A 12,563-nucleotide genomic window follows, 5' to 3' on the forward strand; every position below is an offset into this window, starting at 1 on the left:
TGCCTTCCAGCTTCTTAGATCTAACGAAAAGAGATATCGTATTCTTCGATGAGGTCTTTCAGAGCAGGTCGTTGATGGCCGCCGCGGCCGGTTATGGATTCAGCCGTAATCAGGGCATTCAAGACAGCTTCTTCAACGGCTTCTCCCATCGCGCGGAAGGGAAGGTCGATCTCCTCTTCATGGATCATCTGCTGGGTTGCCAGCTGATTGGAATTCTTGTGCGGTATACGATTCACTGTAGAGAAGCCGATGACGATATCCCCGCTCCCGTGACTAATCGTCGAGCCGGTTCGCGACAGGCCGGTCGCTGCACGTTTCAGAATCCGGTTGAGCTGCCGGTCCGAAACGGGTAAATCCGTTGCTGTAATGATCATGATCGAGCCTTTATCCTTTTGCTGTTCAACTTTCTCCAGTTTCTCTGCAAGTTCCGTTCCTACAGGACATCCTTGAATGGTTAAATCGCTTAACCTGCCAAAATTGGCAAGTACCAGCACTCCGAGCGTATAAGTCCCGTGGGGAAGGGGCATCTGCCTAGAAGCGGTGCCGATGCCGCCTTTTAACGAATAGCAAACCATGCCTCTTCCTGCGCCGGCACTGCCTTCGTCAAAAGAATCGGAGGCGGTGTTCAGCGCATTCCATACGTGCTTTTTTGTGACGGCTTGGGCCCGGATATCATTCAAATACATATCGTTGCATTCCCCGATAACCGGGTTGACCGTTCCAGTCGTCCGGCCGATTTCCGGATTGTTGCTCAGCATAGATTGAATGAGCGCATCTGCTGCCGTCCCGACATTCAGCGTATTCGTCAGGATGATCGGGGTTTCCAATACGCCGAGTTCATTTAATTGAATGGTTCCCATCGTCTTACCGAAGCCGTTTAACACAACGCTCGAAGCTGTTAATTTTTCCTGAAACAGGCTGTCTTGGTGAGGGATGATCGCCGTAACACCTGTCTGCACAGGCCCGTCACTAAGGGTCACATGACCGACCGTGACTCCTTCTACGTCCGTGATCGCGTTCTTTTTGCCGGGGGTAAGATTCCCGATAGTTAATCCGTAGTCTCTGATTCGTTTCTGCATAGACGCACTCCTTCCGCTCTCTTAAGGTTCATTGTATCATTAAGGAAGAGCCTAACGGGGAGGGTGAAGCGTGCTGATTTTCTTAGGGTTTCATATTTTGATTGGATTGCTGCTCATCTCTGTCCGCGGCCGGCTGCCGAAGCCGATCATTACCTTTTTTACGGCTTTTCTCGCTATGAGTTTTATTTATTTCAGCGCTCTCTTGTTATTTTGAATGGGTTTGACGATGCTGCTTTAAGGAAAAGGTCCTACTAGGAGGCGATCATATGGGAATGGCGCTTGGAATTGTGATTTTGTTTGTATTAATCGGAGTGGTCCGGGTGCTGCTTGGTATTCCTTCATCACGCGGCCGAGCCGATCACTACCATGACCGTGACTATTCATAAGTTCAGGCAGGACTCCTGTCACGAGGAAGAAGTGCTGACTTTTTGAAAGCCGCATTGGACGATTTTATCGTTCAATGCGGCTTTTTTTGTCGGGAAAATGGGAAAAACCACTTTTTGTGAAAAAAATCACAACTGTCACAAATTCGCTACATAGCTGTAACAATTTAGCCAAATCCATCCAGCACAGAGAACAGTTTTTTCGGATACAATAATCATGTGAAGTATCGAGCAAAGGTTACTATTTAACTATTAATTCAAGTGCGGAGGGAAGCTTATGAATGAACTCATGCTGGCAAGGCTGCAATTTGGCGCAACTACAATTTTTCACTTTTTATTTGTGCCGTTATCCATCGGCTTAGTGTTCATGGTCGCTTTAATGGAAACATTCTACGTTGTGAAAGGTCAGGAAATTTACAAGAAGATGGCTAAGTTCTGGGGGCATTTATTTCTTATTAATTTTGCCGTTGGCGTCGTGACCGGAATCATTCAGGAGTTTCAGTTTGGCATGAACTGGTCGGAGTATTCCAGGTTTGTAGGCGACGTGTTTGGGGCTCCGCTTGCGATTGAAGCGCTCCTTGCCTTTTTTATGGAATCCACGTTTATCGGGTTATGGATTTTCGGCTGGGACCGGTTATCAAAAAAAGTTCATTTAGCCTGCATCTGGCTCGTTTCTCTAGGGACGGTGCTGTCTGCGATGTGGATTTTGGCTGCCAACTCATTCATGCAGGAGCCGGTCGGCTTTGCGATGAACAACGGCAGAGCCGAGATGAACGACTTTTTCGCGCTGTTAACAAATCCACAGTTTCTAGTCGAGTTTCCTCACGTCATCTTTGGTGCGCTTGCGACAGGAGCCTTTTTTATCGGCGGGGTCAGTGCCGTCAAGCTTTTGAAAAAACAGGAAGTTCAGTTTTTTAAGAAGTCCTTTTCCATGGCGATGGTCATCGCTTTAATTGCCGGAATGGGAGTCGCCTTCAGCGGGCATTCTCAGGCGAAGCATTTAATGGAATCCCAGCCGATGAAAATGGCAGCGAGTGAAGCGCTCTGGGAAGACAGCGGAGATCCTGCGAGCTGGACGATTTTTGCAGGTATCAATACAGAGGAAGAAAAGAACGATTTTCAAATCGCTGTCCCGTTTGCGCTCAGCTACCTTGCTTATGAGAAGTTTTCCGGCGAAGTCCCTGGCATTCACACGCTGCAAAAGCAGTATGAACAGAAATACGGGGAAGGAAACTACATTCCGCCGGTGAAAACGACGTTCTGGAGCTTCCGGATTATGGCTGGTGCCGGCCTGTTAATGATCTTAATGAGCATGATGGCGCTTTGGTACAACTTCAAAGAACGGCTGATGGAGAAAAAAGGGTTTCTAAGGGTGATGGTGGCTATGATCTCGTTCCCGTTTCTTGCGAATACGGCGGGGTGGGTCATGACTGAAATCGGCCGGCAGCCGTGGACGGTGTTCGGGCTGATGACGACTTCCGCTTCCGTTTCGCCGAACGTGTCTGTCGAGTCCCTGCTGTTTTCCTTGATTACGTTTACGTTGATTTATCTCGTGCTTGCGATCGTGCTCGTTTATTTATTCGTCCGTGAAATTAAGAAGGGAACAGAACACGAAGAGCAAGCCAAGGATCCTCGTCGATCCATCGATCCATTTGAGAAGGAGGTCATGCAATAATGGAGCTTAGTGAACTATGGTTTATGCTGGTGGCGGTATTATTTATCGGTTTCTTTTTTCTTGAAGGATTTGATTTCGGCGTTGGGATGGCCACCCGGTTTCTCGGGAGAAATGATTTCGAACGGAGAATTCTCGTCAATACGATCGGGCCGTTCTGGGATGCCAATGAAGTGTGGCTGTTAACCGGGGGCGGGGCCATTTTCGCAGCTTTTCCTCATTGGTACGCGACGATGTTCAGTGGCTATTACGTGCCCTTTGTCTTTGTCCTGCTTGCCTTGATCGGCCGCGGGGTGGCGTTTGAATTTCGAGGCAAAGTGAAAACAAGAGCCTGGACCAAAGCCTGGGACTGGGTGGTGTTTATCGGTAGCCTCCTGCCGCCGTTTTTGTTCGGGGTGCTGTTCACAAGTCTTCTACGCGGCATGCCGATTGACGGTTCGATGACGATGCGGGCGGGGTTCAGCGATTTTGTCAACCTCTATACCGTAACCGGCGGAGTTACTGTGACGCTGCTCTGCTTCCTGCACGGTCTCGTGTTCCTCACCTTGCGTACGGTCGGTGATTTACAGATGAGGGCACGTGAGCTTGCCCACACCATGGTTTATGTCGTACTTGCCGCGCTTGTCGCGCTCGTCAGTCTGTCTATATTGGAAACGGATTTGTTTACCTACCACGGCGAAATCACTATAGTCATGGCCGCTTTCATCGTCATCAGTTACGGAGTATCTGCCGCCATGCTCGGGAAGAAACGGGACGGCTTGGCATTTTTCTTCAGCGGGTTAGGGATCATGACGACCGTGGCGACTATTTTCACTGGATTGTTTCCACGAGTCATGGTCAGCTCTTTGAACAGTACGTATAATTTAACCGTTTATAACGCAGCTTCAGGTCCGTATTCCCTGAAAGTGATGACGATCGTTGCGCTCACTTTACTGCCGTTTGTACTCGGCTATCAGATTTGGAGCTATTATGTGTTCCGTAAACGTGTGGACGGGAAGGATATGGTCTACTAATGGACAGAGAACTGTTTCGCGAGCGAGGGATGAAACGAATGACAGCTGTACTGGTCGGATTGACAATCCTGCAGGGCCTGGCGATTATATACCAGGCCGTGCTCCTTTCAGCTGTGATTGCCCATCTCTTTCAAAAAGGGGCCGTCGAGGATGTCCTTGTGGAAATTGCCGGGTTTGGCTTTTGTTTTATCTTAAGACACCTCATTCATGGGTTTAAAGATCAAGCAGTGTATCACTTTGCCAGCAAAACCAGCAAGGAACTCCGCCGGGAAGTGCTGGAAAACCTGTTTCATTTAGGACCGCCAGCAGCAAGAAAACTCGGCACCGGCAATGTCGTGACGCTGGTGATTGAAGGGGTGACCCAATTCAGGCAGTATCTCGTGCTTTTTCTTCCTAAAATGGCGAACATGGCTGTGCTTCCTGCAATGATAGGATTTTATATTTTATTCAAGGATTTAACCTCAGCTGTCGTTCTGTTTGTCACCATCCCTGTCTTAGTCGGGTTTATGATTCTGCTCGGCCTCGCTGCCAAAAAGAAATCCGATAAGCAGTGGTCGATGTATAAAGTGCTTTCCAATCACTTTGTAGATTCGCTGAGAGGCTTGGAAACACTGAAGTATTTAGGCTTGAGCCGCTCTCATACGGAGAAAATAAATACCGTCAGTGAACGCTACCGGACGTCTACAATGGGAACCTTGCGCGTTGCGTTTCTTTCTTCCTTTGCGATGGATTTCTTTACAATGCTCTCTGTCGCAACGGTTGCCGTTTTTCTCGGACTGCGATTAGTCAACGGGAGATCCTGCTTGAACCTGCGCTTGCGATCTTAATCCTTGCTCCTGAATATTTTCTTCCTGTCCGGGAGATTGGCTCGGATTACCACGCTACGTTAAATGGGAAAGAAGCCGGGCGCAAGCTGAAGGGAATCGCCGCCATGCCCCGGTTGAAAGATGAACAGAAGCTTCCGGTTGGGAACTGGGACAATGATTCAGAGTTGAAGCTTCGTTCCGTAACGGTGCAGCATGAAGCGGCAGAGACTCCTTGTCTGCAAAAGGTCGACCTATCTGTAAAAGGTTTTCAAAAAATTGGCGTCGTCGGAGAAAGCGGGGCAGGGAAATCCAGCTTAATCGAATTTATCGTCGGGTTCGTGGAAGCGGAGCGGGGAAGAGCGGAAATCGGCGGTCAGTCGTTTACGCATTTACAGCGTCATGACTGGCAGAGCCAGCTTAGTTACCTGCCGCAGCATCCTTACTTATTCGAAGGGTCGCTGTTAGACAACATCCGGTTTTACGAGCCAACAGCGACCTTGAAGGAAGCAGAGGCAGCCGCTGTTAAAGCTGGTTTAGGTGATTTGCTGCAGGAGCTTCCTGATGGATTGGATGAAAAAATCGGCGAAGGCGGGCGGGCCGTAAGTGGCGGTCAGGCTCAGCGGATTGCTGTGGCCCGTGCTTTTCTTGCAGACCGTCCGATTCTGCTTCTCGATGAACCGACTGCGCATTTGGACATTGAAACAGAATACCAGATCAAGCCGCAGCTGCTTCACTTGTTTGAGGGGAAAGTGGTGTTTCTCGCTACTCACCGGCTGCACTGGATGCAGGATATGGACTATATTTATTTTTTACAAGATGGAGAAGTGATAGAAGAAGGCACGCATGAACAGCTCATGTGGCGAAGAGGTGCTTACTACGCCATGGTGGAGGCGCAAAGGGGGAATAGCAATGAGGAAAAACGGATGGGTCCTGCCTTATTTACGAGAGAATCATAGACTCTTAACGATCGTTCTCCTGTTAGGAGCGTTTGCTTCCATTTCAGCTGCTCTCTTAATGTTTACGTCCGGCTTTCTTATTTCAAAAGCCGCGACCAAACCGGAAAATTTATTAATGATCTATGTACCGATCGTAGCTGTACGGACCTTTGGCATCGGCCGTTCGGTGCTGCGCTATGCGGAAAGACTAACCAGTCACAATGTCGTCTTGAAGATTCTTTCGAATATGAGACTAAGAGTTTACCAGCTGGTCGAACCGAAAGTATTGACGGCGCGTTTTAAGATGAACACAGGCGAGCTGCTCGGTGTTCTTGCAGAGGACGTGGAGCGGCTGCAGGATATTTATTTAAAAACCGTCTTTCCAAGTCTGATTGCTCTTTTTCTCTATTGTTTATCGATCGTAACTCTCGGATTCTATTCATGGCCCTTTGCCATCCTGATGGCAGTGTATGCAGGCGTGCTCGTGTTCGTCTATCCATTCCTTTCCCTGCTTGTCACAAAGGCTAGAGTCGCCCGCATGAAAACAGGAAAACAAGAATTGTACAAACGTTTGATTAATGCAATTATGGGCATCAGCGACTGGCAGGCAAGCGGCCGGGCAGCGGATTTCATCGACGATTATGAACAAGCAGAAGCATACCAGCAGGAGCTCGACAGGAAACAGAGCAGCTTCGTACGCTGGAGGAATTTTTCCGCTCAGGTGGTAGTAGCGGCCATGGTGATCTCCATGTTCATTTGGAGCTCAGGGCTGAGTGAAGCTGGAAGTCTTGCTCCAACGTTCATCGCTGCGTTTGTACTCGTCTTATTTCCGCTGACTGAGGCTTTTCTGCCTCTGTCCAGTGCAGTAAGTGAGCTCCCAGCCTATCAAAGCTCGATCGACCGGCTGCATGGGCTTGGTGATGCGGCAGAGGCTGAGCCTGTGGAAGCCATCCTTGCTGAACGGAATGACCAGGGGGTGACCCTGTCGTTGAATCACGTTTCGTTTACCTATGAGCACAAAACCATTCTGGAGGATCTTTCTTTTACTTTAAAGCCAGGGGAGAAAGCCGCTCTCCTAGGTCCGAGCGGTGCAGGGAAGTCGACCATCCTTAAGCTGGTGGAAGGCGTCCTACGTCCGGACGGCGGCAGCGTAACGATTAAAGGTGTGCAGACGGCAAGGATAGGGGCTGATATTTCGAATTGGGTTGCTGTCTTAAACCAGCAGCCGCACTTGTTTAATACCACGGTCCTGAACAATATTCGATTAGGAAAACCGAACGCCACAGATGAAGAAGTCTACTGGGCGGCTAAACAAGTGAAGCTTCATGAGCATATTCAGTCGCTTCCGGAAGGCTATCAAACGCCGATGCACGAAATGGGTACCCGTTTTTCCGGGGGCCAGAGACAGCGGATTGCGCTTGCCAGAATCCTGTTACAGGATGCACCGGTCGTCATTCTTGATGAACCAACGATCGGGCTTGACCCAATTACCGAAAAAGAACTGCTGGCAACGATCTTTGAAGTCCTGGACGGGAAAACGGTGCTGTGGATTACCCACCACCTGGCTTCGATTCATTTAACCGACCGGGTGCTCTTTTTAGAACAAGGCAAGCTTATCTTTGCCGATAGCCATGAGCGCTTGCTTCACGACAACGAAAGATACGCACGTTTGTATGCTCTGGATCATCCATTTGGTTCACCGCTTACCTTTGACATATAACCATTTGGTGTTATAATCTTAGATATAACCAAAAGGTGTTATAAAAAGGAGGAAGCTGATGAGCCAGAACGTACAGGAAATAAGGAAGCAGGCTGTTTTTAATGCCCCCATTAAAAAAGTATGGAAAGCCGTCGCGACAGCGGAAGGTATCGAATCTTGGTTTATGCCGAACGACTTTCAACCCGTGGAGGGGCATGAATTCGTCATTGAATCCCAATATGAAACCTCGCGCTGTAAAGTGTTAAAAGTTGATGAACCGCATGAAGTGTCGTTCACCTGGGGGGAGCAGGGCTGGGTGGTTACCTTTACTTTAAAAGAAGTTGACGGGAAAACTGAGTTCACCCTCGTCCACTCAGGCTGGGGAGACCCTGATGAACTCATGCGTCCGACGACGAGAACACAACAAGACGTACGGGATACGATGAATGGCGGCTGGGAGAAGCTTGTTGATCGCGCCCTTCGCAAGGCAGTGGAGAACTAATGGCCGCTGCACAGAAGCACGACGTGTATCAGGCGATTGCTGATCCGACGAGAAGAAAGATGCTGAAGCTGCTTGCGGAAGGCAATTACTCGATTACAGAGATCGCAGGTCAATTCCCCGTCAGCCGTACCGCTGTCGTAAAGCATTTACAGGTCTTATCGGATGCAAGTCTGGTGGCCGACCGGAAAGCGGGCAGGGAAAAGATTTATTCTCTCAAAGCGGATGAATTGCTCGAAGTCCAGGAGTGGCTCTCGTTCTTCGAGCAGTACTGGGATAATAAGCTCGCAAAGCTGAAGCATATTGTTGAGAACGAGGAATAGCAGGTTGAAATTTATAAGAGGGAAAGCGAGCGTTCCCTCTTATAACGGCTGTTTTTTTGCAGGAAGATTGCAGGGGATTACAGATCATAGGCCGTCGGTCCTGAACTTTGAAATGTACTGATCCAAGTTGAACTCTCCTCCGAAAGCTAAGTGAAACTATTTTAAAGGAGGAGATTTATCATGATGAAAACTGTAGCAGCAACTGGATTAGCGTTATCTTTAGGATTTGCGAGTTTAGGAAGTGTATCAGCACATGAAGACAACAGTACGAGCATTGACCTCCAGACGAAAGTAGAAGCCGCGATTGACGACGGCGAAACCGTAACGAAAAGTAAACTTGAAGCTTGGGCCGAAGCGAACAATTGGGAAATGGAAGATCTGCAAGCCTGGGCAAAAGCAGAAGGCATGACTGAAACAGATCTTCAACATTGGGCCGAAGACAACGGCTGGAGTGAAGAAGAGAGTGCGAAGCTAGACTTAAACGTTGATGCTGATATCGACTTGGACAACCTGCTTGAAAGTGATGATGACGAGTATGGAGATGACGACGACGGATTGATCGGCGGCATCCTTGGCGATATCCTGTAATAAGAACACAAAGGCTGGGTGCACTCACCCAGTCTTTTTTATACTTGAAAGGCAACCTTTTGTTTGCATATAATAAAACTAGAAAGGAGGCCATGCAGAATCGATAAGATCTTTAAAGCCCTGGCCGACACCAACCGCCGGTCGCTGCTGGATGAACTGTACAGGAATAATGGCCAGACCTTGAACGAGTTGTGTGTTCCCATGACCATTTCCCGGCAGGCTGTCACGAAACATTTAATGATCCTTGAAGAAGCGGAGCTTATTGTTGTAGAAAGACGCGGAAGAGAGCGAAGGCATTATTTAAATGCCGCTCCCCTTGGCGACATCTACAGCCGCTGGCTGAGCAAGTATGATCAGTCCAGGGCAGCCGCCTTGGAGCAGTTAAAAACGAAGCTGGAGGAGGAAGACGATGAATGACTTTGTCTATGTCACGTATATTCGATCTTCACGGCTGAAAGTTTGGGAAGCTTTAACGAGCGGATCTTTTACAAGAAAGTACTTTTTCGGAAGAGACGTCGTTTCTGAATGGACAGAAGGGGCAAGGGTAGTCTATTTACGGGAAAACGGGGAGCTTGACGTGGAAGGAGAAGTGCTGCAAGCCAACCCTTTTGAGCGTCTGTCCTTCACGTGGAGGCATGCAGGGGATACGCGCAGCGAACCGACTATCGTGACCTTTATTCTTGAAGAGATGAACGAAACCGTCAAATTGACGCTGCATCATGAACGGCTGATGGATGGGGATCTCAACGAGGAAAATGATACGTTTAGAGGACTGAATAATGGCTGGCCGGCCATTCTCAGCAACTTAAAAAGCTATTTGGAAACGGGGGAGACGCTCACCCCCATGGATATAAAATAATCGGTTTCTTTACTATAAAAGGCTGTCGAGTTCTGCTCGACAGCCAGTGTATGTATAGCTGTTCATTTGGATACCAGGGCTGCTTAAGCCCGCTATTGCCGGAAGTCGTGATGACGACACGGCCGTTTATGCCGGTACGGAAAGTGTCTGCTCCGGCGCTTTTTAAATGGTTGATGGCAAGTGGATGATTCGGCTGTCCTGGATATTTTATTCAATGCTGTAGTCGAGTTTAAACGAAATGATTTCATCGGCTGCCCGCATGTAACCGCCGGCCTCTTGGAGTGACTCTCCTACTTTTTCGCTGTTTTCCTTATAGCGCGGTTCATTTAGAATACGATTGGCGGACGTTTTGAGCTGATCAGCCGTCACCTTTTCACGATCAAGCTTAAATCCGGCCTCGAGCTCTTCGATACGCTTCGCAATGATCGGCTGGTCGCCGCGTACAGGCAGCACGACGAGCGGCACTCCATAGTAAAGCCCTTCACTCGAACTGTTCATGCCGCCGTGTGTGAAAAACACATCCGCCTGCTCGAGCACCTCTAATTGCGGTACATAATTATGAACAAAAAAGTTGTCCGGGATATCCTCAAAGTCCTCCACATTGATTTTTTTCCCTACCGACATGACCACATTGGCTTCGCTGTTTCTAAAGGCGTCGAAGCACGTTTCATACAGCTCAGGCTGGTCATTAAATACCGTTCCCATGGAGATGTAAATCAGCTTTCCTTCCGGGAGGTTTTCAAAAGAAAACGGCTCAACATCCCTGCGCGGGGCAATGGAAGGGCCGACAAATTTGAAGCTCTCATCAAACTCCTCAGCATAGGGCTGATAGAGTTCTGAGGTGTAAACGATCGTCATATCGCCCGGCTGGTTCATAATATCCTGGAAGCGGCGGATCGGGAGCCCGTACTCGTTTTCCCATTTTTCCGTAATTGCATGAACTTCTCCGGTTTGAGGAATCTCAATATTCATGATTTGATTTTCTTCGTTTTTCATAAACTCGGAAACGACTTCGGAATTCAACGCAAACGTCGTACAGGAAGAGATTTTCGGCAGCTGCAGCACGTCGGCAATCATCTTCCCGGCAGCAAAATTATTATCGTAAATGACATAATCGTAGGCTTCGGTTTTTAACGTATCCAGTTCCTGTTCCATGACGTCATCCATCCCTTTGATGAGATGGGTCATTAACTTTTCGCGGTCAAGCTTTTGCGGATCCTCGTTGAGGGTGCCGGGTTTAGGCATAAAGTTTTCGTACGCTCGAAATTCGGCTCCTGTCTGCTCAATCTTCTCTTTGTAATCCTCGACGCAGTAATAGACAACGTCTTCTCCTCGCTGCATGAGTTCTTCGACAAGGGCAATTGTCGGATTGATGTGCCCTTCGCCGGGAAAGTTAAATACAAGAACATTAGACATTAAGCTCTCTCCTTTAACCTTGAGTTAATTCATGAATCGTACCACTGCGGTTTACCCCGCGTAAAGCAATGACCTTTCATAACGCGTGAGTTGATTCGTTTTTACTAGCTGCGCATAAAAAATCCCCTTACTTTTTCATAAGGGGAGGATAGTTAATTTGGTTCAGCTTCCGCAGGCTCTTCTTTCGTGACGAGTAAAGGAATGAGCATCGGAATAATGAGAATGATCGCGAGCAGTCTGGTTACCTGCATGGCCGCTACAATACTTGCATCAAGACCGAGCGAGGCAGCGACAGACGCCATTTGCGGAGCTCCAGCCGGAACAATCGCAAGCAGGCTCGTAATGAAATCAAGCGGGGTCATCAAGTAAAAAACAAAGGTGATGATAAATGTTAAGATAAAGAAAGCACCTAAAACGCCGAGACTCGTCCAGCCGATTCTTTTAATCTCAACGAGTGATTCCCTGTCAAAGCGCACGCCGATAATCACGCCAAGGATGGCCATGCCGGCGCCAACCATGACATTCGGCATCGCGGGCAGCGTCTTAACAAAGGTAATAAAAACAAAGCCAAAGATGATTGAGTATAAAAACGGCGCCAGCGGAATCCGCCACTTGCTGGCGACAAACAAAGTGAAGGCTGCCAGCAGAATGAAAATGATGAGGGCTTCCCACATCGGCACCTCACTATGCACCGTTTGCACAGGAGAGGCGCTTTCGGTTTCCTCTGTAGAAATAAACGAAGACATCACCCCGGCTACGATCGGAATCGTAGAAACGAGCATCATGATGCGTACCGTTTGAAAAGCCGCCACCATGCTTAAATTGGCTTTGTATTCCCGGCTTAACGCCATCATAATCGATGCGCCCGCAGGCAGACAGCAGAACAAGGCGGTTTTAGCATCGAGGTTCGAGTATTTATCAAGAACCTTGCCTAAAAACCAGCTGGCAAGCAATAAGGTAACCATCGAAACGGCTAGGGGAAGCAGGTAGCTCGCCGCTTCTTTAAACATCGTCAATTGAATGCCGATGCCGATGCTCACACCAATTACAGCAAGCGACAGGTCAAAAAGCAGGTTCGGATAGCTGATGTCTGCAATGAGTAAACGGTAGCTGGCGCCGACAAGCATTGCTCCCAGCAGCCAGCCGGCTGGAATATGGAGCAGATCAAACAAATAGCCGCCTGCAAACGCACAGAGCAATAAAAGAGTTTTTTTCATAGATACACACCTTAATCAGAATTCTGAACAAGAAAAACATCTATTCAAAAGCGGAGAATAGATGTTCAAAGCGT

The 12,563-nt window shown here is 48.5% G+C and carries 12 protein-coding genes and 1 pseudogene; 10 read left to right on the forward strand and 3 right to left on the reverse strand.

Annotated features, from left to right (window positions below; translation table 11 throughout):
- Positions 1 to 20: 20 nt before the first annotated feature.
- Positions 21 to 1,079: a DmpA family aminopeptidase gene (locus MUN89_RS03055; RefSeq protein ID WP_244711297.1), complete on the reverse strand. Its 1,059-nt coding sequence runs from the start codon at positions 1,077 to 1,079 to the stop codon at positions 21 to 23.
- 70 nt (positions 1,080 to 1,149) lie between these two features.
- Here MUN89_RS03055 and MUN89_RS03060 point away from each other — a divergent pair, with 70 nt between their 5' ends.
- The 10 genes and pseudogenes from MUN89_RS03060 to MUN89_RS03105 all read left to right on the forward strand — a co-directional run bounded on the left by MUN89_RS03060 (position 1,150) and on the right by MUN89_RS03105 (position 9,856).
- Complete coding sequence (locus tag MUN89_RS03060; RefSeq protein ID WP_244711298.1) at positions 1,150 to 1,293, forward strand: hypothetical protein; 144 nt, start codon at positions 1,150 to 1,152, stop codon at positions 1,291 to 1,293.
- 446 nt (positions 1,294 to 1,739) lie between these two features.
- Positions 1,740 to 3,137: a cytochrome ubiquinol oxidase subunit I gene (locus MUN89_RS03065; protein WP_244711300.1), complete on the forward strand. Its 1,398-nt coding sequence runs from the start codon at positions 1,740 to 1,742 to the stop codon at positions 3,135 to 3,137.
- The gene (gene cydB / locus MUN89_RS03070) at positions 3,137 to 4,147 is read left to right on the forward strand and encodes a cytochrome d ubiquinol oxidase subunit II (RefSeq protein ID WP_244711302.1); all 1,011 of its coding nucleotides are present in this window, start codon (positions 3,137 to 3,139) and stop codon (positions 4,145 to 4,147) included. Before MUN89_RS03065 ends, cydB begins: the two co-directional genes overlap by 1 nt.
- Positions 4,147 to 5,909: pseudogene (gene cydD / locus MUN89_RS03075) on the forward strand (thiol reductant ABC exporter subunit CydD). Before cydB ends, cydD begins: the two are co-directional and overlap by 1 nt.
- Positions 5,863 to 7,608, forward strand: a complete 1,746-nt coding sequence (gene cydC, locus MUN89_RS03080; protein ID WP_244711304.1) for a thiol reductant ABC exporter subunit CydC — start codon at positions 5,863 to 5,865, stop codon at positions 7,606 to 7,608. The pseudogene cydD and the gene cydC overlap by 47 nt, the downstream one beginning before the upstream one ends.
- Before the next feature lie 55 nt (positions 7,609 to 7,663).
- On the forward strand, positions 7,664 to 8,089 hold the full coding sequence (locus MUN89_RS03085; protein ID WP_244713554.1) for an SRPBCC family protein: 426 nt from the start codon (positions 7,664 to 7,666) through the stop codon (positions 8,087 to 8,089).
- Positions 8,089 to 8,409 (forward strand): ArsR/SmtB family transcription factor, encoded by a 321-nt coding sequence (locus MUN89_RS03090; protein ID WP_244711306.1) that lies wholly within the window; start codon positions 8,089 to 8,091, stop codon positions 8,407 to 8,409. The genes MUN89_RS03085 and MUN89_RS03090 overlap by 1 nt, the downstream gene beginning before the upstream one ends.
- Before the next feature lie 180 nt (positions 8,410 to 8,589).
- Positions 8,590 to 8,997 (forward strand): hypothetical protein, encoded by a 408-nt coding sequence (locus MUN89_RS03095; RefSeq protein ID WP_244711308.1) that lies wholly within the window; start codon positions 8,590 to 8,592, stop codon positions 8,995 to 8,997.
- A 63-nt stretch (positions 8,998 to 9,060) separates the two neighbouring features.
- Complete coding sequence (locus tag MUN89_RS03100; RefSeq protein ID WP_244711310.1) at positions 9,061 to 9,414, forward strand: winged helix-turn-helix domain-containing protein; 354 nt, start codon at positions 9,061 to 9,063, stop codon at positions 9,412 to 9,414.
- Complete coding sequence (locus MUN89_RS03105) at positions 9,407 to 9,856, forward strand: SRPBCC family protein (RefSeq protein WP_244711312.1); 450 nt, start codon at positions 9,407 to 9,409, stop codon at positions 9,854 to 9,856. Before MUN89_RS03100 ends, MUN89_RS03105 begins: the two co-directional genes overlap by 8 nt.
- 207 nt (positions 9,857 to 10,063) lie before the next feature.
- On the opposite strand, the gene MUN89_RS03110 is transcribed toward MUN89_RS03105, so the two are convergent.
- Both MUN89_RS03110 and MUN89_RS03115 read right to left on the reverse strand, forming a co-directional pair.
- Positions 10,064 to 11,272, reverse strand: a complete 1,209-nt coding sequence (locus tag MUN89_RS03110) for a macrolide family glycosyltransferase (protein WP_244711314.1) — start codon at positions 11,270 to 11,272, stop codon at positions 10,064 to 10,066.
- 152 nt (positions 11,273 to 11,424) lie between these two features.
- Positions 11,425 to 12,489: an AbrB family transcriptional regulator gene (locus tag MUN89_RS03115; protein ID WP_244711316.1), complete on the reverse strand. Its 1,065-nt coding sequence runs from the start codon at positions 12,487 to 12,489 to the stop codon at positions 11,425 to 11,427.
- Between the last annotated feature and the right edge of the window lie 74 nt (positions 12,490 to 12,563).

The sequence above is a fragment of the Halobacillus salinarum genome (assembly GCF_022919095.1).
Lineage (GTDB): Bacteria > Bacillota > Bacilli > Bacillales > Halobacillaceae > Halobacillus_B > Halobacillus_B salinarum.